Annotated in this window: 25 protein-coding genes; 9 read left to right on the top strand and 16 right to left on the bottom strand. The window is 62.0% G+C overall.

What is annotated here, in order from left to right:
• Window positions 1-47 precede the first annotated feature (47 nt).
• The 5 genes from ACXAG8_RS14575 to def (ACXAG8_RS14555) are packed head-to-tail and all read right to left on the bottom strand — an operon-like array spanning window position 48 to window position 2,455.
• Window positions 48-284: a GlsB/YeaQ/YmgE family stress response membrane protein gene (locus ACXAG8_RS14575; RefSeq protein ID WP_475227284.1), complete on the bottom strand. Its 237-nt coding sequence runs from the start codon at window positions 282-284 to the stop codon at window positions 48-50.
• Between the two features lies 1 nt (window position 285).
• The gene (locus tag ACXAG8_RS14570) at window positions 286-522 is read right to left on the bottom strand and encodes a hypothetical protein (RefSeq protein WP_475227281.1); all 237 of its coding nucleotides are present in this window, start codon (window positions 520-522) and stop codon (window positions 286-288) included.
• A 6-nt stretch (window positions 523-528) separates the two neighbouring features.
• On the bottom strand, window positions 529-1,443 hold the full coding sequence (fmt, locus tag ACXAG8_RS14565) for a methionyl-tRNA formyltransferase (protein WP_475227278.1): 915 nt from the start codon (window positions 1,441-1,443) through the stop codon (window positions 529-531).
• 2 nt (window positions 1,444-1,445) lie between these two features.
• Complete coding sequence (def, locus tag ACXAG8_RS14560; RefSeq protein ID WP_475227274.1) at window positions 1,446-1,940, bottom strand: peptide deformylase; 495 nt, start codon at window positions 1,938-1,940, stop codon at window positions 1,446-1,448.
• Window positions 1,937-2,455 (bottom strand): peptide deformylase, encoded by a 519-nt coding sequence (def, locus tag ACXAG8_RS14555; protein ID WP_475227270.1) that lies wholly within the window; start codon window positions 2,453-2,455, stop codon window positions 1,937-1,939. The genes def (ACXAG8_RS14560) and def (ACXAG8_RS14555) overlap by 4 nt, the downstream gene beginning before the upstream one ends.
• 94 nt (window positions 2,456-2,549) lie before the next feature.
• Here def (ACXAG8_RS14555) and ACXAG8_RS14550 point away from each other — a divergent pair, with 94 nt between their 5' ends.
• Window positions 2,550-3,722 (top strand): MalY/PatB family protein, encoded by a 1,173-nt coding sequence (locus ACXAG8_RS14550; protein ID WP_475227264.1) that lies wholly within the window; start codon window positions 2,550-2,552, stop codon window positions 3,720-3,722.
• A 24-nt stretch (window positions 3,723-3,746) separates the two neighbouring features.
• Window positions 3,747-4,253 carry a L,D-transpeptidase family protein gene (locus ACXAG8_RS14545; protein WP_475227261.1) on the top strand — a complete coding sequence of 169 codons (507 nt, stop codon included), beginning with the start codon at window positions 3,747-3,749 and terminating at the stop codon, window positions 4,251-4,253.
• Here the strand turns inward: ACXAG8_RS14545 and ACXAG8_RS14540 are convergent.
• On the bottom strand, window positions 4,250-4,603 hold the full coding sequence (locus ACXAG8_RS14540; protein WP_475227258.1) for a hypothetical protein: 354 nt from the start codon (window positions 4,601-4,603) through the stop codon (window positions 4,250-4,252). The genes ACXAG8_RS14545 and ACXAG8_RS14540 overlap by 4 nt on opposite strands.
• Window positions 4,604-4,815: 212 nt before the next feature.
• Between ACXAG8_RS14540 and ACXAG8_RS14535 the strand changes: the two genes are divergently transcribed.
• Complete coding sequence (locus ACXAG8_RS14535; protein WP_475227253.1) at window positions 4,816-5,805, top strand: glutathione S-transferase family protein; 990 nt, start codon at window positions 4,816-4,818, stop codon at window positions 5,803-5,805.
• Here the strand turns inward: ACXAG8_RS14535 and ACXAG8_RS14530 are convergent.
• Window positions 5,787-6,149, bottom strand: a complete 363-nt coding sequence (locus ACXAG8_RS14530; RefSeq protein ID WP_475227246.1) for a response regulator transcription factor — start codon at window positions 6,147-6,149, stop codon at window positions 5,787-5,789. The genes ACXAG8_RS14535 and ACXAG8_RS14530 overlap by 19 nt on opposite strands.
• A 184-nt stretch (window positions 6,150-6,333) precedes the next feature.
• Here ACXAG8_RS14530 and cobD point away from each other — a divergent pair, with 184 nt between their 5' ends.
• The 4 genes from cobD to ACXAG8_RS14510 all read left to right on the top strand — a co-directional run bounded on the left by cobD (window position 6,334) and on the right by ACXAG8_RS14510 (window position 9,842).
• A complete protein-coding gene (cobD, locus tag ACXAG8_RS14525; protein ID WP_475227240.1) occupies window positions 6,334-7,299 on the top strand; it encodes a threonine-phosphate decarboxylase CobD in 966 nt (321 codons plus the stop codon).
• A complete protein-coding gene (cbiB, locus tag ACXAG8_RS14520; protein ID WP_475227236.1) occupies window positions 7,296-8,216 on the top strand; it encodes an adenosylcobinamide-phosphate synthase CbiB in 921 nt (306 codons plus the stop codon). Before cobD ends, cbiB begins: the two co-directional genes overlap by 4 nt.
• Before the next feature lie 12 nt (window positions 8,217-8,228).
• Window positions 8,229-9,392, top strand: coding sequence for a lytic murein transglycosylase (locus tag ACXAG8_RS14515; RefSeq protein ID WP_475227232.1), 1,164 nt, complete (start codon window positions 8,229-8,231; stop codon window positions 9,390-9,392).
• Window positions 9,393-9,509: 117 nt separating this feature from the next.
• On the top strand, window positions 9,510-9,842 hold the full coding sequence (locus ACXAG8_RS14510; protein ID WP_475227224.1) for a putative quinol monooxygenase: 333 nt from the start codon (window positions 9,510-9,512) through the stop codon (window positions 9,840-9,842).
• A 296-nt stretch (window positions 9,843-10,138) separates the two neighbouring features.
• Here ACXAG8_RS14510 and ACXAG8_RS14505 read toward each other — a convergent pair whose 3' ends face one another.
• The 5 genes from ACXAG8_RS14505 to ACXAG8_RS14485 all read right to left on the bottom strand — a co-directional run bounded on the left by ACXAG8_RS14505 (window position 10,139) and on the right by ACXAG8_RS14485 (window position 16,346).
• A complete protein-coding gene (locus ACXAG8_RS14505; RefSeq protein WP_475227459.1) occupies window positions 10,139-10,474 on the bottom strand; it encodes an acyl-CoA thioesterase in 336 nt (111 codons plus the stop codon).
• Between the two features lie 228 nt (window positions 10,475-10,702).
• Window positions 10,703-11,050 (bottom strand): hypothetical protein, encoded by a 348-nt coding sequence (locus tag ACXAG8_RS14500; protein WP_475227219.1) that lies wholly within the window; start codon window positions 11,048-11,050, stop codon window positions 10,703-10,705.
• Window positions 11,051-11,104: 54 nt separating this feature from the next.
• Window positions 11,105-14,560: a chromosome segregation SMC family protein gene (locus ACXAG8_RS14495; RefSeq protein WP_475227210.1), complete on the bottom strand. Its 3,456-nt coding sequence runs from the start codon at window positions 14,558-14,560 to the stop codon at window positions 11,105-11,107.
• Window positions 14,561-14,700: 140 nt separating this feature from the next.
• The gene (locus tag ACXAG8_RS14490; protein ID WP_475227203.1) at window positions 14,701-15,108 is read right to left on the bottom strand and encodes a hypothetical protein; all 408 of its coding nucleotides are present in this window, start codon (window positions 15,106-15,108) and stop codon (window positions 14,701-14,703) included.
• Between the two features lie 23 nt (window positions 15,109-15,131).
• On the bottom strand, window positions 15,132-16,346 hold the full coding sequence (locus ACXAG8_RS14485) for an aminotransferase-like domain-containing protein (RefSeq protein WP_475227197.1): 1,215 nt from the start codon (window positions 16,344-16,346) through the stop codon (window positions 15,132-15,134).
• Window positions 16,347-16,500: 154 nt separating this feature from the next.
• Between ACXAG8_RS14485 and ACXAG8_RS14480 the strand changes: the two genes are divergently transcribed.
• Together ACXAG8_RS14480 and ACXAG8_RS14475 are read left to right on the top strand one after the other, a co-directional pair.
• Window positions 16,501-17,271, top strand: coding sequence for a FadR/GntR family transcriptional regulator (locus ACXAG8_RS14480; RefSeq protein WP_475227192.1), 771 nt, complete (start codon window positions 16,501-16,503; stop codon window positions 17,269-17,271).
• On the top strand, window positions 17,271-17,771 hold the full coding sequence (locus ACXAG8_RS14475) for a metal-dependent hydrolase (protein WP_475227187.1): 501 nt from the start codon (window positions 17,271-17,273) through the stop codon (window positions 17,769-17,771). Before ACXAG8_RS14480 ends, ACXAG8_RS14475 begins: the two co-directional genes overlap by 1 nt.
• A 21-nt stretch (window positions 17,772-17,792) precedes the next feature.
• Here the strand turns inward: ACXAG8_RS14475 and ACXAG8_RS14470 are convergent, their stop codons facing one another.
• The 4 genes from ACXAG8_RS14470 to ACXAG8_RS14455 form a co-directional block, all read right to left on the bottom strand.
• Window positions 17,793-18,353: a F0F1 ATP synthase subunit B gene (locus tag ACXAG8_RS14470; protein ID WP_475227184.1), complete on the bottom strand. Its 561-nt coding sequence runs from the start codon at window positions 18,351-18,353 to the stop codon at window positions 17,793-17,795.
• Between the two features lie 5 nt (window positions 18,354-18,358).
• Entirely contained in the window at window positions 18,359-18,910 is a 552-nt protein-coding gene (locus tag ACXAG8_RS14465; RefSeq protein WP_475227181.1) for a F0F1 ATP synthase subunit B', read from the bottom strand.
• Window positions 18,911-18,996: 86 nt separating this feature from the next.
• The gene (locus ACXAG8_RS14460) at window positions 18,997-19,221 is read right to left on the bottom strand and encodes a F0F1 ATP synthase subunit C (protein ID WP_005981269.1); all 225 of its coding nucleotides are present in this window, start codon (window positions 19,219-19,221) and stop codon (window positions 18,997-18,999) included.
• Between the two features lie 48 nt (window positions 19,222-19,269).
• Entirely contained in the window at window positions 19,270-20,058 is a 789-nt protein-coding gene (locus ACXAG8_RS14455; RefSeq protein ID WP_475227178.1) for a F0F1 ATP synthase subunit A, read from the bottom strand.
• Window positions 20,059-20,060 lie beyond the last annotated feature (2 nt).

Here is a 20,060-nt window from a genome sequence, read left to right as displayed (position 1 = left end):
GCGGCTTCTGACCCGAGCCGAAGCGGCAAACGTACGACGCCGCGATCTCAGCGCCGAATGTATGTCTGCCAGATCCAGATGACCACCAAGGCCCCCAGTACCGCGCCGACAAAGCCCGATAACCAGCCCATCACCGCGACAAGCGTGCGCAGGATCAGCCCGCCCACCAGCGCGCCAATGATACCAATCAGCATGGTGGTGGGAATGTCCGCCTCGATCCGCATTAAACGGGTGGCAAGGAAACCGGCGGCAGCACCGATCACGATCAGGGCGACGATGGGCATGTCATTTCCTCCAATGGGTCGGCACGATGATCAGCGCGCCGATCGAGGACAGCACAGCGTCCAATCCCGGCGGGCCAAAGCTGATGCCGAACATGATGCGCAGGAAATAGAACAGGAAAGCCCCGCCGACGCAGATGATAATGGATGGCACAAGGCCGTTATGGGTAAAGCCGGTCTTTTCCGACAAATAGCCCACGATCCCGGCAATCACGACGGTGCCCATCAGGATCATGAACATCTGGCTTTACTCCGATGGCAGGCGGGTGCCGACCGGGATGGGCCAGCCCCGCAAGAAGGTTTCCCTATCCTGCGCGCCTTTTCCCGCCCGTTGCAAGCGCAGCAATTCAACCGCGCCCGCGCCGCAGGCCACGCGCAGGTCGTCCCCCAGCACCTCGCCGGGTGCGCCCTGCCCCTGGGCCAGACGCGAAGCCAGCAGCTTGACCCGGTCACCGCCGAGCTGGGTCCACGCGCCGGGGAACGGCGACAGGCCGCGAATGTGGCGGTCGACCTCGGCGGCGGGCGCTGACCAGTCGACCCGCGCCTCGGATTTGTCGATCTTGGCGGCATAGGTCACGCCGCTCTCGGGTTGGGGGGCTGGGGTCAGATCGGCCAGGTTTGCCAGCGCCTCGACGATCAGGGACGCGCCCATCACCGACAGGCGGTCATGGAGCTGAGCGGTGGTTTCCTCGGCCCCTATGTCGGTCGCTTCGCGCAGCAGGACCGGGCCGGTGTCCAGCCCGGCCTCCATCTGCATGATGCAGATGCCGGTCTGTGCGTCGCCTGCCATGATCGCCCGGTGGATCGGCGCCGCGCCGCGCCAGCGCGGCAACAGGCTGGCGTGGATATTCAGGCAGCCATGGGTCGGCGCGTCCAGAATGGGTTGCGGCAGGATCAGACCATAAGCCACGACCACGGCAATATCGGCGTTCAACGCGGCAAAGCGGGCCTGTTCCTCGGCAGATTTCAAACCCGTGGGGTGGCGCACTTCAAGGCCCAGCGCCTGGGCCCTTGCGTGAACAGGGGTGGGACGGTCTTTCTTGCCGCGACCGGCGGGGCGCGGTGGCTGGCAATAGACGGCGGCAACCTCATGCCCCGCAGCAACCAGCGCATCCAGCACCGGCACCGAGAATTCAGGCGTTCCCATGAAAACGACGCGCATGCCTATCCTTGCTTTCTGGCCTTGCGCAGCAGCATGTCGCGCTTGACCTTGCTCAGGCGGTCGAAATACATCCGCCCGTTCAGATGGTCGATCTGGTGCTGAACGCTGGTCGCCTCGATCCCGACGAAATCCCGGCGGTCGATCTGGCCCAGTTCATTGAGGAATCTCACCGTCACCGCGCGCGGGCGTTTTACCTTGGCGGAAACGCCGGGCAGGTTCGGGCTGGCCTCTTCATGTTCGCGCAATTCGACCGAGCTGTGCAGGATTTCCGGGTTTGCCAGACGCACCGCGCGGCCACGTTCGGTCGAGCCGTCCACGACCGCCAACCGGAGCATCACACCGATCTGGGGCGCTGCCAGGCCGACACCGGGCATCGCCTCCATCGTGTCGATCATGTCCGCCCAGATCTTGCGAACCTCATCCGTGATCTCAGCCACGTCCGCAGCCCTGGTGCGCAAACGCTTGTCGGGCCACGGCAGGCAAGTCCGCACCGTCATGCGCGGGCCTGTTCGCGTTTGAGCTTTTGCATCTTGCGGGTGATCATCTGGCGTTTCAACGGCTTGAGATAGTCGATGAAAAGCTTGCCGTTCAAATGGTCGATCTCGTGCTGCACGCAGGTGGCCCACAGTCCATCGAAAGTTTCCTGCTGCAAATTGCCGTCCCGGTCCAGCCAAGTGACATCCACGACCTTGGGGCGCGTCACCTCGGCATATTGTTCGGGGATCGACAGGCAGCCTTCCTCATAGACGTTGGTCTCGTCCGACGACGCGATGACCTCGGGGTTGAACATCACCAGCGGGCGCGGCGCCTCGCCCTCTTCCTTGACGCAATCCATCACGACCAGCCGATCGAGCACACCGATTTGCGGCGCCGCCAGGCCGATACCGGGCGCGTCATACATCGTTTCCAACATGTCATCTGCAAGCTTGCGCAGATCGTCGGAAATGTCGGCCACGGGCGCGCAGACCTTTTTCAGGCGCGGATCGGGATGGATAAGAATATTGCGTTTCATGGGGTTGATTTAGGCCATCGTGCCCGCCACCGCAACGGCCCCCTTGCACATGGCGGATTTGAGGTTAGCTTTCGCCTCGACAGACGGAGACACCATGACATTCAACGACCTTATCGACCGCCGGGGCACCCACAGTTCAAAATGGGACAAGATGGAACAGCTTTACGGCGTCTCGCCCGAAGACGGGTTGGCGATGTGGACCGCTGATTCCGACTTTGCCACGGCGCCCTGCGTGATCGAGGCCGTTCGAAAGGCAGCCGATCATGGGGCGTTTGGCTATTCCTGGATGTATCCCGAATACCTGAACGCGGTCCAATGGTGGATGCACACCCGCCACAACTGGGAAATCGACACGGATTGGGTGCTGACCTCGCAGGGCCTGGGCAATGCGATCGCGCTGTGTCTGGACGTCTGGACCGCACCGGGGGATGGCGTGGTAATATTCTCGCCCGTGTATCACGAGTTTGCGCACAAGGTGAACAAGTCGGGCCGGCGCGTTGTGGAATGTCCGCTGGCGCGCGAAGGCGACAGCTATGGCATCGATCTGGAGGACGCGCAGTCGCGGCTGGACGGGTCGGAAAAGATGTTGCTGTGGTGCTCGCCGCAGAACCCGTCGGGGCGGGTCTGGACGCCCGAGGAACTGCGAGCCGTGGCGGCCTTTGCCAAACGCAACGGGCTGATCCTGGTCTCGGATGAGATTCATCACGACCTGGTCTATCCCGGCAATACCTTCGTGCCGATGGATGTGGCCGCGCCGGATGCGCGCCCCTGGACCGTGACACTGACGGCGGCATCCAAAACGTTCAACATCGCCGGGCAACGCACCGGCAACATGATCATCGCGGACGCCAAGCTGCGCGCGGACATGCGGCACCGACTGGCGACACTCGACTATGCTCCCGCTGCCCTGGGCGTGGCGATGATCACTGCGGCCTACTCGCCTGAAGGGGCCAAGTGGGTCGACAGCCAGCTCGCGCATCTGGACGCCAACCGTAAGCTGTTCGACGCCACGATCACCGAGATACCCGGCCTTTGGTCGATGCCGTTGCAGGCAACCTATCTGGCCTGGGTCGATTTTTCCGGCACGGGCATGACTCACGATGAATTCGTACGTCGCCTGCGTCAGGATGCACGGATCGCCACGTCGTCCGGCCCCGGATTTGGCACCGGTGGCGAAACGTTCGAGCGGTTCAACCTGGCCACGCAGCGTGCCCGTGTCGAAGAAGCCTGTGCGCGATTGAAACAAGCCTTCGGTGATTTGCAGTAACCTATGCGCCGCGGCGCCCTGATAATGCTGATGCTCGTTCTGGCAGGGGTGGCCTGGCTGGGCTGGCACTGGTACGCGCCCCGGCCTGCGGCCCCGCCTATGGCACCCGAGGCGACACGGGTCGATCACATCCTGATCGAAAAATCTGCCCGGCGCCTGACGGCCACGCTGAAGGGCGCGGTGGTGATGCAGGCCGATGTCGCGCTGGGCTTTGCACCAAAAGGCGACAAGCATCGCGAAGGCGACGGCAAAACACCCGAGGGGGTCTTCACCGTCAATCGCCGAAACCCGCAAAGCGCCTTTCACCTGTCGCTGGGTATTGACTATCCACAGCCCGACGATGTCGCGCGGGCACAGCGGCAGGGCGTTGATCCGGGGGGCGATATCTTCATCCATGGGCAACCCAACAGAATTGTCGGCCTGACCCTGCCCGGCGACTGGACTGCGGGCTGCATTGCCATTTCAAACGCCGAAATGACACAGCTTTGGCGCCTTACCGCAAATGGGACAACCGTTGAAATTCGTCCCTAGTCCTCGTGCCCCAGCAGGGCAATCGGCGCGTCGGGCGCGCGGTAGAAATCCAAGGGCGCCTTATCTGCGGCCACTGTATTGCGCTTGAATTCATAGCGCATTTCGCCGGCCTCTTCCTCATCGGCAATGATCAGGCACTGGTACAGGTGGTTTGCCCCGTCATAGATATCGACCAGTCCGCGCAAACGCGGCGTGGCCGAGGCCTCGACCGAAAACCCATCCTTCCACAATGTCAAAATCTTATAGGTATTGTTGCCAATCTCAACGCGCAGTCGGCTGGATTTCTTCAATGCCGCGATCCTTGCGGCATCCAGTTCGGCGCGGATTTCCTTTGAAACATAGGTACTCACACTACGACTCCCCCCACATACGCCTACTATTCTGATCACCTTTTCGTAAAAATCCAGTGAACCCGTTCACGGAGGCGCTTCCGGTTGGCGCCTGTTGCATGTTGACCCCGCGCCGTTGTGCATTGGTGCAGATCGTGTGCGCGGTCTGAGGAATAGGAAGTCTGCCTGCTGCGGGCTATCTTGGGTATATTGGCAAACCGAGAGGATCAGACATGGGCTTGCTTGTCGACGGCACCTGGCAGGACAGGTGGTATGATACCAAATCCACTGGCGGCGCGTTCAAACGGACGACAGCGCAGTTTCGCAACTGGATCACCGCTGACGGCAGCGCCGGTCCGTCGGGACAGGGTGGGTTTCAGGCCGATTCCGGGCGCTATCATCTTTACGTCAGCCTTGCCTGCCCCTGGGCGCATCGCACGTTGATCTTTCGGGCCTTGAAAGACCTGACCGATCACATCTCGGTCTCGGTTGTTCATCCCGACATGCTGGACAAGGGATGGACCTTTGCGACGGATGATCACGGCGCAACCGGGGACAAACTGTTCGGGTCGGAATTTGCCCATCAGATCTATACCCGCGCCGATCCAAATTACTCGGGCCGCGTTACCGTTCCGATCCTGTGGGACAAGGTGGAAAAGACCATCGTGTCAAATGAAAGCTCTGAGATTATCCGCATGTTCAACTCGGCCTTTGACGGGATCACCGGCAACACCGATGACTATTGGCCCGAGCCGATGCGCGATGCAATCGAAGAGGTCAACGCGCGTGTCTATTCCGACGTCAACAATGGCGTCTACAAATCCGGTTTCGCAACCTCGCAAGAGGCTTATGACGCCGCTGTCGTCCCGCTGTTCGACACGCTCGATTGGCTCGAAAACCGGCTGTCGTCGAGCCGCTACCTGATGGGCGACCGCCTGACCGAAGCCGACTGGAGGCTGTTCACCACGCTGATCCGGTTCGACCCGGTCTATCACCTGCATTTCAAATGCAACAAGCGGCGGATCGTGGATTACCCCAACCTCTGGGCCTATACGCGCGAGCTGTATCAGTGGCCGGGCGTGGCCGAGACGGTGAACATGCACCACATCGTGCGCCATTATCATTTCAGCCACGAAACCATCAATCCGAACCGGATCATCCCGGTGAACCCGGTGCTGGACTATTCAGAACCCCATCGGCGGGATCAGCGCCCGGCGGCGTAATGTTCCACCATCGCCGCCAGATCCTCGGGCGGGGTGGCGCTTTGCACATAGGCACAGGCATTGGGACTGTGGGCAAAGATCGACCCGTCCGAGAAGAACGTGGTGTTGGTGACAAAGATCACACGCGCCTGCGGGCGTCTGTAGCTGGCGAAATCGGCAACCGCCAGCGCACTGCCCGTTTCCAGAACCAGGTCCAGAACGATTATATCATATTCCCTACCATAAAGCGCGAGGATCGCGGCCTCTTGGGTTTCGACCAGTGTGACTTCGGCGTTCTGCCTTTGCAGATGCCGTTGCCAGACCCGACCAAGATCGGGGTTACTCTCAACAATCAGAACATTCATTTGCAACAACCTCGGCACTTGATAGAGTGAGTGGTGCCGACCCCTATGATCCGTGATCCCGTGATTTTCTTAACAAAGTGTTAACGTCAGCGCCCACGGGCCCCGATCACGCGGATTTGCTTGTGAAACTGGCGAGAATCCGCTTGAACCATGCCAAACGCGGCAAAACGGGCGATACGGCAGGATGACCCAGGGAAAAAGCGACCTGAACCCTCGGAAACGGCGTGACCACGGCGGCGGGCTGGATTCAGCGATGGCGCAGTTTGGCGGCGCGCGCGCCGAATGGATCGACCTGTCTACCGGGATCAACCCGCACCCCTACCCCGTGTCGGGCCTTCAACCCGCAGACTGGACCGCGCTTCCCGATCATGGGGCATTCGAACACCTGGCCGACGCGGCGCGCAGCTTTTGGAACGTGCCTGACCGGGCCGAAATCCTGCCGGCGCCGGGGGCATCGGCCATCATTGCCCGCATACCGGCGCTGGCCAAGACGGGTCGGGTGCAGATCACGATGCCGACCTATAACGAACATGCCGCCGCCTTTGCTGCGCAGGGCTGGGCGGTACAAGACACCGGCCCCGCCGAGGCGCGGGTGATCGTGCATCCCAACAACCCCGATGGGCGCATTTGGCAAGAGGCGGACGCCAATGCCCCCCTGACCGTGATCGACGAAAGTTTCTGCGACATTGCCCCCGGCCAATCACTGATACATCTGGCAGAACGCCCCGGCGTAGTGGTGCTGAAGAGCTTTGGCAAATTCTGGGGGCTGGCCGGTCTGAGGCTGGGATTTGCCATCGGGCAGGCCGACCTGATCGCGCGATTGAATGACCTGACCGGGCCATGGGCGGTGTCCGGCCCCGCCCTTCGGATTGGGGAACAGGCCTTGCGCGACACTGATTGGGCCAGCAAAACCCGTGCGCGACTGGCCGAGGATGCCGCGCGGCTGGATCAGCTTGTATTGGCCAGTGGCGCCCGTCTGGTCGGGGGCACCAGCCTGTTCCGTCTGTATGACGTCGACGACGCCCCGGCCTGGCAGGACCGGCTGGCCCGCGCGCATATCTGGAGCCGCATCTTCCCCTATTCCAAGACCTTTCTGCGCCTTGGCCTGCCGCCGGCGGATGGCTGGGCGCGGCTTGAGGCGGCGCTGTGAGCACCGCCTTTCTTCTGATTTGCGCGCTATGTCTGGACGCCGCACTGGGCGAGCCGGGCTGGCTATGGTCTCGCATTCGGCACCCGGCAGTGATGATCGGCACGGTGATCGGCTGGCTGGACACACGCCTAAACCGGGGCGCGCATCGACGGCTCAAGGGGGCGGTGGTGGTCCTGCTTCTGGTGCCGGGGGCCTGCGCGCTGGGACAGGGGCTGGCGCTGCTGGGGCCTGTGGCGGAAATCGTGGTCTGTGCGATCCTGTTGGCACAGAAGTCTCTGGTCGATCACGTGCGCGCCGTGGGCGACGGGCTGCAACAGTCTTTGCCCGACGGGCGCGCGCAGGTCGCCATGATCGTGTCGCGCGACACGCGGGACATGACCGAGGCGCAAGTGGCCCGATCCGCCATCGAAAGCGCCGCAGAGAACCTGAGCGACGGGGTGATCGCCCCCGCCTTTTGGTTTCTGGTCGCGGGCCTTCCGGGAGTACTGGTCTATAAGGCGATCAACACCGCCGACAGCATGATCGGTTACCGAAACGAGAAATACCGCGCCTTTGGCTGGGCGGCGGCGCGGCTGGATGACGTGTTGAACCTGATCCCGGCCCGGCTGAGTTTTGTCCTGATCGTCGTCTTGTCTGGCCAGTGGGCGCGCTGGGGCGAGATGGTGCGCGATGCCCGCCACCATGTCTCGCCCAACGCGGGCTGGCCCGAGGCTGCGATGGCGCGCGCGCTGAACGTGGCGCTGGCCGGACCGCGCAGCTATGACGGGCAGATGCGGGACCTGGCCTGGGTCAACGGCGATGCCCCGCGCGAGATCGGCGCGTCAGAGGTTTTTCGCGCATGTGACATGCTCTGGCGGGTTTGGGGGCTTGCGCTTGGCCTCGTGTCGGTGTGGGTTGGGATCGAGTTAATTTTCTGACGGACCTATCGCATGCGTTTACTCTCTGGCCTTGTTGCCGCCACCCTGATGACCGCACCCGCTTTTGCCCAATGCGGTGGCGGGTTCAATTCATTCGTGAAGGGGCTGAAGGCCGAGGCGGTCCAGCAAGGGTTCGACAAATCCACCGTGAACGCGTTCTTCAAGGGCGTGCAACAGGACGGGGCAGTGCTCAAGGCCGACCGGGCGCAGGGCGTGTTTCAGAAACCGTTCATCGACTTTTCGCGCCACCTGATCTCGCAGAACCGGATCGACCGAGGTCGGGCCATGGCTGGCAAATACGATGCGGTGTTTGACCGGATCGAGGCGGAATACGGCGTTTCGCGCGGTGTGCTATTGGCCTTTTGGGCGTTTGAGACCGACTATGGCGCGGTTCAGGGCAATTTCAACACCCGCAACGCCCTGGTGACACTGGCCCATGATTGCCGCCGCCCCGATCTGTTCCGGCCACAGATCTTCGCCGCGATCGAACTGTACGGGCGGGGCAATTTCGACCCCCAGCGCACGACCGGCGCCTGGGCGGGCGAGATCGGCATGGTGCAGATGCTGCCACGCGATATTCTGGTCAACGGGGTGGACGCCGATGGCGATGGCACCGTGTCGCTGAAAACCTCGGCCCCGGATGCGCTGATGTCAGGGGGCAAGATGCTGTCGCATCTGGGCTGGCAACCGGGCCAGCCATGGCTGCAAGAGGTTACCGTGCCCGCGCAGATGGACTGGTCGCTGTCCGGCCCCGGCAAGCCGCGCCCCATATCCGAGTGGCAGGCGATGGGCGTGCAGGCGCGCAGCGGGTCGTTGGCCAACCTGCCCGCCTCATTGATCCTGCCGCAGGGGCACCAGGGGCCGGCTTTTCTGGCCTACCCGAATTTCGACGTCTATTTCGAATGGAATCAGAGCTTTGTCTATGTCCTGACCGCCGCCTATTTCGCCACACGGCTGGAGGGCGCACAAATCTATGACGCGGGCAACCCGACGCCGGGGCTGTCGGGCGCGCAGATGAAACAGTTGCAGACCAAGCTACAGGCGCGCGGGCATGACGTGGGCAAGATCGACGGCATCCTGGGGGCCGGTACGCGGGCGGCTGTGCAGGCCGAACAGGCGCGGCTGGGCCTGCCCGCGGATGCGTGGCCGACGGCCGAATTGTTGAACCGGCTCTAGGGCGGGTCTCGGCGTGTTGACCATACCGCGCCACTTTCGATTTTCTTGGCACATGCTCGGGGACGGGCGGTATGCTATTGCAATGCCGTCCACTTGCCGAGGCGCCACGCACAGACCATGATTATCGAAATCCGCCACTACACCCTGAAACCCGGCCAGCGCGAGGCCTTCATATCAGCCTTTGAACAAGAGAACCGGCAAGCCCTGCGCGACGCAGGGATGCTGGTATTTGGCCCTTTGCGCGATGTTGAGGACCCGGACAAAGTCCACTGGATGCGGGCGTTCCCCTCGTTGGAGGCCCGCGAACAGATCAAGGACGCTTTCTATGGCGGCCCCGTCTGGAACAAGCAGATCGAGCCTTTGGTCATGCACCTGATCGCCCATTACGAAGCCGAGTTGACGGAAACCACCGGCGGTTTCGAAAATTTCAACGGTCAGAGCAGGGTTTGATATCTCCGGGGTCGGGCATGTCGCCGCCGGTCATTCGGACCTGGACCATGTGATTGCGAACCTTGCATCCGGTGTGGCTGCTAGGAAATGGTTATGAAATTGCCGGGACCGCGCGTCAGTCACGGCAAATGGGTGATCCCACTGGGCAGTCCGAAATGATCGGGTGACAAAGCGCGCCCCAATTCCATCGATACCCATCCGCTTGACGTGCCGCGACATTCCAGTCGGCTCGCGATTGAAGTGCCTGCTAAGTAAATGGCCTGATCCTGTCAGCCTGGGTGGTCACTATGCGATCCTCAGGGCTCGAATACCGAACGGGGGGCTCCGTTGTCGTCCAATGCAACGAATACGAACTCGGCTTCAGTCACTTTTTTCCCATTGTGCGATTGCCTGGGGCGGGCCCAGACATCGACATGGACGCGAATAGAGGTGCGTCCGACATGGACAAGGGTCGCATAAAGCGTGACCTCGTCGCCGACCTTGACGGGTTGCAGGAACTGCATGGCCTCGACCGAAACGGTGGCCGCACGTCCCTGCGCCACACGCCCGGCCATATTGCCGGCCGCCAGATCCATCTGGGACATAAGCCAACCGCCAAAGATGTCACCTGCCGGGTTGGTATCGGCGGGCATCGCAATGGTCCGAATGACAAGAACGCCTTCATCCTGCTGACGCCCATGCGACCCGAGTTGTCTTCCACGGGCTAGGCGATCGTCGGCGTCTTCGGTCACGGAGCAATTCCTTTGCGGGTCACGGTCTAACAGGTTGCCAACGTCAGTCTGGCAAATTTCCCTGCAAAACAGAAGCGATAACCTGTTGCCGCCATTGCCCGGATCGGAACAGCGACAAACCAAACACGTTTACGGCCTGACCGGGTAGCGATCCCCTTTCTCATCGATCAGGATCAACCGCTCACCGTTTTGGACATACAGATCACACCGGCTGAATCCGTTGCGATAGGCGATGCAAACGCTGCCATCCTCGGCAATGGAATAGATGCCAAAGGCGGATTCTCCGCTGGCATAGGTATAGGAATAGGCCCCGCCTGCCGAAAACCTGGACTGGCCATCATCATAAAAGTTCAACGTCTGGCCCGCCAATGCGTCAAGCTCCTCTGGTGACAGAGGCACGTCGCCGGGTTTGGTGGCCCACTCGGCGGCTGCCAGGGGTGTAGCGGCCAAAAAGGCAAGGATCAGAAATCGCGTCATGCCGCCACCCTAGCGCGGTGCGGCGCAAAAGGCGCGTCACGTTGCGGTGAACCCTCAGGCGACCATCTGTTCGGCCTTTTTCAAGTCGACCGAGACCAACTGGCTGACGCCCTGTTCCTGCATGGTCACGCCGAACAGACGATCCATCCGCGCCATCGTCACCGCGTGGTGGGTGATGATCAGGAACCGTGTGTCGGTCTGGCGGCACATCTCGTCCAGCAGGTCGCAGAACCGGGTGACGTTTGCGTCATCGAGCGGGGCGTCAACCTCGTCCAACACACAGATCGGGGCCGGATTGGCGAGGAAGACGCCAAAGATCAGCGCGGTTGCCGTCAGGGTCTGTTCGCCGCCCGACAACAGGCTGAGGGTGGAAAGTTTCTTGCCCGGCGGTTGGCACATGATCTCAAGCCCCGCATCCAGCGGATCGTCGCTTTCGACCATGACAAGATTGGCCTCACCCCCGCCAAACAGGTGCTTGAACAACATGGCAAAGTTCGAGTTCACCTGTTCAAACGCGGTCAGCAGACGCTCGCGCCCTTCGCGGTTGAGGCTGGCAATGCCGCTGCGCAGGGCCTTGATCGCATCTTCCAGATCGGCTTTTTCGCTGTTCAGCGTGTCGAATTCTTCCTGAACCTCTTTGCTGTCTTCTTCGGCGCGCAGGTTCACCGCGCCCATCGCATCGCGCTGGCGCTTGTGGCGGTTCACTTCGGCTTCCAGCGCATCCGCGGCGGGCATGTCGTCGGGGTTCGCGTCCAACTGGTTCAGCAACTGGTTCGGGGTCAACTGCTGGTCTTCGGCAATCCGTTCGGCCGCCGCGACCACGCTTTCCTTGGCCGCGTCACAGCGCGCCTCGGCCGCCGCGCGCCCCTCGCGTGCCTCGGACGCCAAACGTTCCGCTTCGCGTTCGGCCAGCACCACTTCGCGCTGCTGGGTTTCGGCTTCGGCCAGCTTGTCGGCGGCCTCGGCCCGGCGGGCTTCGGCGGCTTCGATCAGTTCGTTCAGCTCCTCGCGCGCCTCGGCAATTTCACCGGGGGCGGCCATGGCGTCCGAAAGCTCCTCTTCCGAGCCTTCCTTGCGTTCGGCCAGTTCCGAGATGCGTTTCTCAGCCGTTTCCAATCGGTGTTTCCACCCGCTGAGGTCTTTCGTCACTTCTTGGCTGCGCCGGGTGCGGGCCTCGCCCTCGCGGCGCAATTCATCATGGGTCGAACGATGGGTCAGCATGGTGATCCGCGCAGCTTCGACCGTCTGTTTGATGTCCTCGACCTGCGCGCGGGCGCTGTCGAGGTCGCCCAGCCCGGTCAGCGCGCCTTCGGCTTCGCGCAGTTGCGCGCGGGCGGCCATGGCGTCTTCCTTGTGGCGATCCACGGCCAAGGCCAGAGTTTCCAGCTTGCCCTGCGCCAGATTGCGGTCCGCCTCGGCCCGGCTGAGCGCGCGGGCGGTTTCGGCCATGCGTTGATCTGCGGCACGGCGGGCCTCACGCGCACGGCGGTCGGCCTCGGTCACGTCGGCCAGCTGCCGCGACAGGGTTTCGTGGGCGGCGCGCGCACCGTCGGCTTGCGCCTCAACCTGCGCCAATTGCTGTTTCAGCGCCTCTAACTTGTTCAACTGCTCCAGCCGCAAGGCGGCGGCACTTGGCGCGTCTTCGGCCCAGGCGCGGAACCCGTCCCAACGCCACAGATCCCCCGAACGTGACACCAGCCGCTGCCCCGGTTTCAAAGCCGCCTGCAAGCGTGCGCCCTGATCCGCATCAACCAGACCAATCTGCGCGATACGGCGGCTGAGGCGGTCGGGCCCTGACACATGCAGCGCCAGCGGCTCGGCCCCTTCGGGCAGCGCCTGATCGGCGTCATATCCCGCCACCTGCACCCAGCCAGACGGGCCATCGCCCTCGACCAGCGGCGCGCGCAGATCGTCGGCCAGCGCGGCACCCAATGCCTTTTCATAACCCGGCGCGACGCGCAGCAGGTCCAGCACCTGACCACCTTCGGCCGTGTCACGCTCGACCAGTTTGGCCAAGGCCGAGGTCTCGGCACGGATCGCCCCCAGCTCTCCCTCGGCCTCGGAGCGTTGCGCGCGGGCCTCGGCCTCGCGCGCCTGCGTCTCGTTGCGCAGCTCGTCAGCAGCGGCCAGCGCCTCTTCGGCGGCCTCGGCGGCGTCGCGGGCTTCTTCTTCGCCTTCCTGCGCGGTCTCAAACGCCTCGGCGGCGCGGGCCAGAGCGGTCTTGGCCTCATCCACAGCCGCGCGGGCCTTTTCCTCTTCGCCTTCAGATCGGGCCAGCGTCTTGCGGCTGTCTTCGACCAGACGCTGCGCCGATTGGTGACGGGCGACCAGACGGGCCATGTCTTCGGTTTCCTGCGACAGGTGATCTTCGCGGTCCTGCAGAACCGAGGCGGCCTCGCGCGCAATCTCGGCGGCCTCGGCAACCTTGTCGTCGTAGCCCTCGGCAGCTTTTGCCAATTCGCGCGCTTCCCATTCCAGCCGCTCGATCATTTCGCCGGCATCGCGGTTCAGACCGGATTCGCGCTCGATATCGTTGCCCAATTGCTGGATACGATTGGTCAGGGTCTCGATCGTCTGGCGTGCGCGGGTTTCCTGATCGGACAGCTGATCGCGCTGCACCTGCTGACGTTGCAGAACGGCGGCGGCAATGGCCTCTTCCTCGCGCAGAGGCGGCAGGGTTTCTTCGATCTCGGTCCGTTTTGCGGCAGCGGCACGCGCCTCGGCCTCGGCGCGCGAAGCCTCAGTAATCCGCTCGCGCAGCTTTTCTTCTGCCGCCTGACGGGCCATATCGGCCTCTTTCCAGCGACGATACAGCAACATCCCCTCGGCCTGTCGCAGCTGTTCGCCAATCTCGCGGTAGCGCGCCGCCTGGCGGGCCTGACGGGCCAGTTGCGCCAGTTGGCCACCCAATTGTTCCAGCACGTCATCGACGCGGGTCAGGTTGGCCTCGGTCCCCTTCAGCTTTAGCTCGGCCTCGTGACGGCGTTGATAAAGGCCCGAGATCCCGGCCGCCTCTTCCAGAATGCGGCGGCGGGCGCGGGGTTTGGCGTTGATCAGCTCGGCAATGCGGTTCTGCCCCACCAGCGCCGGCGAATGCGCCCCGGTCGAGGCATCGGCAAACAGCATCTGCACATCGCGCGCGCGCACATCCTTGCCGTTGGTCTTATAGGCGCTGCCGACGTCGCGGGTGATGCGGCGCACGATCTCAAGCTGGTCGCTGTCATTGAAACCCGAAGGCGCCAGGCGTTCCGAGTTGTCCATGGTCAGGACCACCTCGGCGAAGTTCCTTGCGGGCCGTGTGGCGGCCCCGGCAAAGATCACATCCTCCATCGCGCCGCCGCGCATGGATTTGGGGCGGTTTTCGCCCATCACCCAGCGCAGAGCTTCCAGCAAGTTGGATTTGCCACAGCCATTGGGACCAACCACACCTGTCAACCCGTCCGCGATGATCAGATCGGTCGGGTCAACGAAGCTTTTGAAGCCGGTCAGTTTGAGTTTACTGAAACGCAATGGCTGCTCTTGTTGTGATTCCTATGGGTAAGAAGTCTGCGCAACGGACACCAGTCGAGTCAACGGAGTTGCGCAGGATATGGGATTTCAGGCGCACTTATCCACAACATCTTGCCAAAATCCGCAAGATTACGCGCATTTCAATACGGGGTGCATTCGAATACCTGATAGCCATGCTCGCTGCCGGAATGGTCATAAACGCCAAAGTCAATGCATTCATAGTTCGGTGTCGAAACCGCAGTCATCAGCAAACGATTACCCGCAGCCCGATCACAACCCAAAACGCCGATCGTCACCGCCGCATCACCCAGCACATCCAGGATGGGACAGCCGGAAACCTGGGCCATGGCCAAGGCAGCCCGGTCGCGAACAGGCCCCAGCCGCGGGGCGTATTGCGCGTTCACACGCACAGCCTCGGCCAGATCACCGCGCAGGCGCACGTCGAAAACGCTGCCATTGACGGCCACGCGCGTCGCCGGGACGTCGCGAAAATGCGAAGTCCCCGCGGAACAGGCCGCCAAAACCAAAAGGGCAAACCACCGTATCATTCCGCAGCTTTGCGGCAAAATGGTTAACGGAAACTTTCCTCATGTGAGGACTTCAGGACCTCTCCGAGGCGGCGAATGCCTTCGTCAATCGTGGCCTCGTCCGAATTCGAGAAACTCAACCGGATCGTATTGGCACGGCTTCCGTCCGGAAAGAACGCCTGCCCCGGCACGAACGCCACCTTGACCGTTTCAAGCGCCCGCGCCAAAAGATCGGCCCCGTTCATTTCAGGAGGCAAGGTGACCCAGACGAACATCCCGCCCTCGGGCCTGGTCCATTGCACATCTTTGGGCATGTATTGCGCCAGCGCATCCAGCATCGCATCGCGGCGTTTGCCATAGACGCCCCGCAACATCTGGACATGGTCGTCGAAACAGGCCTGCGCAACCTGGTGAACAGCCATCTGGTTCAACGTTGCCGAATGCAGGTCGGCGGCCTGTTTCATCAACACAAGCTGGGAAATCACCGGCTTGGCCGCCACAACCCAGCCGACCCTCAACCCCGGCGAGAGGGTTTTCGAGAAGCTTCCGCAATAAACCGTTCGGCACGCCTCGATCGTGCCCTTGCGGGCCAGTTCCAGCGCCAGGATCGGCGGAATTGCCTCTCCGGCGAAACGCAGATCCTGATAGGCGCCGTCTTCGATCACGGCGCAGTCAAGATCTTCTGCCAGGTCAAGCAAGCCCTCGCGCCCGCGGCGATCCACAGTTTCCCCGGTCGGATTGGCAAAATCAGCCGAAAGATAGGCGAACTTGACCGCGCCTTCGCCGGCCTCGTCCCGGTATTCCGCGGCACTTCGGTTGCCATTGATCGACAACCGGTCAAAGCGCGGCTCATAGGCGTTGAATGCCGCCAGCGCGCCCAAATAGGTGGGCCAGCCCACCAATGCGGTATCCCCCGGCGACAGGAAAAGTTTGCCGAGGTAATCCAGCGCCTGCTGCGACCCCGAGGTGATCAGCACATTGTCAATTTCGCAATCCACGCCGATCTGCCGCATGCGGTCCACGATCCATGCGCGCAGCGGGCCATGGCCTTCGCTGGCGGAATATTGCAGCGCTTGCGCCTGCTGCTCTGGGCCAAGTGCCACCTGAAAGGCCTGTGCAAAAGCCTCGGCCGGGAACAGTGCCGGGTCGGGGATACCGCCGCCAAAGGAAATGATGTCGGGCTGGTCGAGCAATTTCAGCAATTCACGGATTTCGGATGCCTTCATCCGGGACGCCCGCGTCGCAAACAATTTGTCCATTTCTCCGGCCTCCTCCAACCGGAGCGGCACGCTATGCGCTCAGGTATTAAAGTCAATAATCCTGACCTAATGTTTCAGGCATTGTGAAGTGGCAATCTTGAACCCGCGCGGGATACGTGGTCATATGATTTGACCAATTCAAGACAACGCCGCCATGCCCTTTCAGAAAGTCCAGACCGAAAAGCTGTCTCTGGCCGTTGTCCGGCAGATCGAATTGCTGATCCTGCGCGGCATTCTTCGGCCCGGCGAACGGCTGCCGCCCGAACGCGACCTGGCCGAACGCATGGGCGTTTCACGCCCATCCCTGCGGGATGCGATCTCGGAGCTTCAGGAACAGGGTTTGCTGACAGCGCGCGCAGGGTCCGGGATTTTCGTCGCCGAGGTCCTGGGATCGGCCTTTTCCCCGGCCCTGATCCGCCTGTTCGGCAGCCATGATGAGGCGGTGTTCGACTATCTGTCGTTCCGTCGCGACATGGAGGGGCTGGCGGCCGAGCGCGCGGCCCGGTTGGGGTCGGACAGTGACCTGAAAGTGGTTCAGGCAATCCTGGACAAGATGGAAGCCGCGCACGCCCACAACGCGGCCGAAGAAGAGGCGCATCTGGACGCTCAGTTCCATATGGCGATCATCGAGGCCAGCCATAACGTGGTGATGCTGCACATGATGCGATCCATGTTCGATTTGCTGCGCCAGGGCGTATTTTACAACCGCCAGATGATGTTTCAGCAACGCACGACCCGCGATGCCATTCTTGATCAGCACCGCGCCATCAACGCCGCGCTTCAGGATCGGGACCCAAAGGCCGCTCGCCAGGCCGTCGAGGATCACCTCAGCTTTGTCGAACGCTGCATGGCCGACCAACAACGCGCCAGCAGAAATGAAGAGGTGGCGCAACAGCGGCTTGCGCATGAAACCGGGCAAACCTGATGTTTATCGGCCACCTGCCCGGGGCTTATCTGTTCTTTCGCACCGCAACACCAAAACTCAGCCCCGCTGTCTTTGCGGCGGCCATGATCGGTGCGGTGGCACCGGATATCGACATGCTGTGGTTTTACCTGGTCGATGATCGCGGTCATCATCATCACGAATACCTGACCCATCGGCCAATCATTTGGTTGGGCTTTCTGATCCTGGGCTTGATCCTTCGCAATAGGTTCGACCGGGCGGGCGGCGTCATCGCCGGGTTCGGTGCCGGAGGCCTGGTTCACATGGCGCTGGATTCGATCGTGGGCCGCGTGTCCTGGGCCTGGCCATTCAGCGATGCCGCTTATCCCCTGGTGACGATCCAGGCGACGCATTCACACTGGATCCTGTCCTTTCTGAACCACTGGACTTTTTTGGTTGAGATCGCGGTTACCATGCTTGCCGCGATTGTCTTTTGGCGCAGACAAAGAAAGACCCGAGAACCGGGGGCTCTCGGGTCTTGAACTCATGTCATGTGACAGGCGTCAGTGCAGCTTTTCACCAACATCTGCAATCGCAGAATCGATCAGCTTGTTGGCCTGCGCCGCAGTCATCTGTTTGGCCAGAACCGTGCTGGCCGCCGATACGGCAACCGACACCGCCTGGTCGCGGACTTCTTTGACCGCGGATGCTTCGGCAGAGGCGATCTGATCCTGTGCCGCCGCCAGACGGCGTGCGATGGACTTTTCGAGATCGACCTTGGCCTGTTCCGCAGCCAGTGCCGCGTCTTCCTTGGCGGCTGCAACGATGGCATCTGCCTGACCCTGAACTTCGCGCTGCTTACGCTCGTACGAGGCCAGCAGGCTGCGCGCTTCTTCGTGCAGGGCGCGGGCTTCGTCCAGTTCGGACTTGATGCCAGCGGCGCGGTTGTCCAATGCGCCACCGATCATGCCGGGGACCTTGAAATAGAACAGGACCGCGATAAAGACGATGAAGCCCAGCAGGACCACAAAGTCGGTATTGCCAAGCGAGAAGAACGGGCCGCTTGCAGCCAGCGCGGGGCTGGCAGCGCCAAGCGTCAGGATAAGGGCAAGAGTGTTCCGCATGTCACTTATCCTTTCGTCTGCGCGTCAACTGCACCGTCGATGGCTTTGGCATCTGCCTCGCCGCCCAGTGCGGTTACCAGTTCAGCCGCCGTATCCTTGGCAACCACTTGAATGCTTTCCAGCGCACCGGCACGGATTTCGGCAATTGCCTTTTCCGATTCAGCCGCCTTTGCAGCGATTTCCGCGTCCGCCTTGGCAATCGCGTCATCCAGACCAGACTGGATTTCGGCGCGGGCTTCCGCTGCGATACGCTGTGCCTCAGACCGGGCATCGGCCAGCGCCTTGTTATAGGCCTCTTCGGCCTCGACCGCCTTGGCCTTCAGATCTTCGGCCGCAGCCAGGTCATTTGTAATGGTCCCCTGACGTTCAGCCAGGATTGCCGCGATGCGGGGCAGAGCCACGCGGGACAGGACCAGAAAGATGACGACCAGCGTAATGACCAGCCAGAAAATCTGGTTGGGGAACCAATCGAAGCAAAGCTGAGGCATCCCGATCGCCGACCCATGAGAGTCAACGCAGGTGCCAGCCACCTCTTCGTATACGGGTTCTGTCGCCATGATGTCCTCCGTCGGAACGTTGTCTTTACAACAGGTGGGCCGCTATGGCTTGGGCCCACCTGCGCGTAAGGATCAGGTTCCGCAGATTAGACGGCGAACATCAGCAGCAGCGAGACCAGGAATGCAAAGATGCCCAGCGCTTCTGCGAATGCGATACCGATGAACAGGGTTGCGGTCTGCGAAGCAGCCGCCGAAGGGTTGCGCAGGGCGCCGGCCAGGAAGTTGCCTGCAACGTTGCCCACCCCGATTGCGGCTGCGCCGGAACCGATTGCTGCCAGGCCTGCGCCGATGTGTGCGAGATCGCCTTCCATGATGTTTCTCCTTACGAATTGGAAGTTTCGATGTTTGGTGTTCGGACCTTAGTGCGACGGATGCAGCGCATCCTTCAGGTATACACAGGTCAGAATGGTGAATACGTAGGCCTGGATAAAGGCCACCAGGACCTCAAGACCATACATTGCGGTGATCGCCAGAACCGACACGGGCGAGATCGCGGCAATCGCGGCAAAGCCTGCGAAAACCTTGATAACCGCGTGGCCTGCCATGACGTTACCGGCAAGACGAATGGAGTGGCTGACCGGGCGCACGAAGTACGAGATCAGCTCGATGATCGCCAGGATCGGGCGCAGCGCCAGCGGCGCGCTGGACACCCAGAACAGGCCCAGGAACCCGGCGCCGTTCTTGACAAAGCCCAGGATGGTCACGGTCAGGAAGACGGCCAGCGCCAGCGGGATGGTCACGGCGAAATGCGATGTGGTGGTGAACGATGTCGGGATCAGGCCCAGGAAGTTCGCGGTCACGATGAACATGAACAGGGTCATGACATAAGGAAAGAACTTGACGCCTTCCTTGCCGCAGATGTCTTCCAGCATCTTGTAGATAAAGCCATAGGCCAGTTCCGCGATCGACTGCATGCGGGTCGGAACGATGGCGCGCTTCGAGGTGCTGAGAACCAGAAGGCCGATGATGGCCACGATGGCCAGGAACAGCCACAGCGTCACGTTGGTCGGCGTGTACCAGGCAATCGCACCGTCGCCAAACAGCGGCTTGACGATGAACTGGTCCATCGGGTGAAACACCAGGCTGCTGCCTTCTGCTGCGTGGTCTGCGCCTTCGGCGCCGTGTGCTGCGGTGGTCTCGCTTGCCACGT

The sequence above is a fragment of the Ruegeria sp. ABD4_443 genome, from assembly GCF_056160865.1.
Note: the sequence above shows the minus strand (reverse complement) of the source record. Positions and strands in the feature narration are given on the sequence as shown.

What these genes read in the sequence shown, in the direction of transcription:
- ACXAG8_RS14480 (WP_475227192.1), top strand. Translation starts at nt 16,501, where the DNA reads ATGCCCTTTCAGAAAGTCCAGACCGAAAAGCTGTCTCTGGCCGTTGTC.
- ACXAG8_RS14550 (WP_475227264.1), top strand. Translation starts at nt 2,550, where the DNA reads ATGACATTCAACGACCTTATCGACCGCCGGGGCACCCACAGTTCAAAA.
- ACXAG8_RS14460 (WP_005981269.1), bottom strand. Translation starts at nt 19,221, where the DNA reads ATGGAAGGCGATCTCGCACACATCGGCGCAGGCCTGGCAGCAATCGGT.
- ACXAG8_RS14570 (WP_475227281.1), bottom strand. Translation starts at nt 522, where the DNA reads ATGTTCATGATCCTGATGGGCACCGTCGTGATTGCCGGGATCGTGGGC.
- ACXAG8_RS14545 (WP_475227261.1), top strand. Translation starts at nt 3,747, where the DNA reads ATGCTGATGCTCGTTCTGGCAGGGGTGGCCTGGCTGGGCTGGCACTGG.
- ACXAG8_RS14535 (WP_475227253.1), top strand. Translation starts at nt 4,816, where the DNA reads ATGGGCTTGCTTGTCGACGGCACCTGGCAGGACAGGTGGTATGATACC.
- ACXAG8_RS14490 (WP_475227203.1), bottom strand. Translation starts at nt 15,108, where the DNA reads ATGATACGGTGGTTTGCCCTTTTGGTTTTGGCGGCCTGTTCCGCGGGG.
- ACXAG8_RS14465 (WP_475227181.1), bottom strand. Translation starts at nt 18,910, where the DNA reads ATGGCGACAGAACCCGTATACGAAGAGGTGGCTGGCACCTGCGTTGAC.
- ACXAG8_RS14500 (WP_475227219.1), bottom strand. Translation starts at nt 11,050, where the DNA reads ATGACGCGATTTCTGATCCTTGCCTTTTTGGCCGCTACACCCCTGGCA.
- def (WP_475227270.1), bottom strand. Translation starts at nt 2,455, where the DNA reads ATGAAACGCAATATTCTTATCCATCCCGATCCGCGCCTGAAAAAGGTC.
- ACXAG8_RS14510 (WP_475227224.1), top strand. Translation starts at nt 9,510, where the DNA reads ATGATTATCGAAATCCGCCACTACACCCTGAAACCCGGCCAGCGCGAG.
- ACXAG8_RS14575 (WP_475227284.1), bottom strand. Translation starts at nt 284, where the DNA reads ATGCCCATCGTCGCCCTGATCGTGATCGGTGCTGCCGCCGGTTTCCTT.
- ACXAG8_RS14530 (WP_475227246.1), bottom strand. Translation starts at nt 6,149, where the DNA reads ATGAATGTTCTGATTGTTGAGAGTAACCCCGATCTTGGTCGGGTCTGG.
- ACXAG8_RS14470 (WP_475227184.1), bottom strand. Translation starts at nt 18,353, where the DNA reads ATGCGGAACACTCTTGCCCTTATCCTGACGCTTGGCGCTGCCAGCCCC.
- cobD (WP_475227240.1), top strand. Translation starts at nt 6,334, where the DNA reads ATGACCCAGGGAAAAAGCGACCTGAACCCTCGGAAACGGCGTGACCAC.
- ACXAG8_RS14505 (WP_475227459.1), bottom strand. Translation starts at nt 10,474, where the DNA reads ATGCCCGCCGATACCAACCCGGCAGGTGACATCTTTGGCGGTTGGCTT.
- def (WP_475227274.1), bottom strand. Translation starts at nt 1,940, where the DNA reads ATGACGGTGCGGACTTGCCTGCCGTGGCCCGACAAGCGTTTGCGCACC.
- ACXAG8_RS14485 (WP_475227197.1), bottom strand. Translation starts at nt 16,346, where the DNA reads ATGGACAAATTGTTTGCGACGCGGGCGTCCCGGATGAAGGCATCCGAA.
- ACXAG8_RS14475 (WP_475227187.1), top strand. Translation starts at nt 17,271, where the DNA reads ATGTTTATCGGCCACCTGCCCGGGGCTTATCTGTTCTTTCGCACCGCA.
- fmt (WP_475227278.1), bottom strand. Translation starts at nt 1,443, where the DNA reads ATGCGCGTCGTTTTCATGGGAACGCCTGAATTCTCGGTGCCGGTGCTG.
- ACXAG8_RS14515 (WP_475227232.1), top strand. Translation starts at nt 8,229, where the DNA reads ATGCGTTTACTCTCTGGCCTTGTTGCCGCCACCCTGATGACCGCACCC.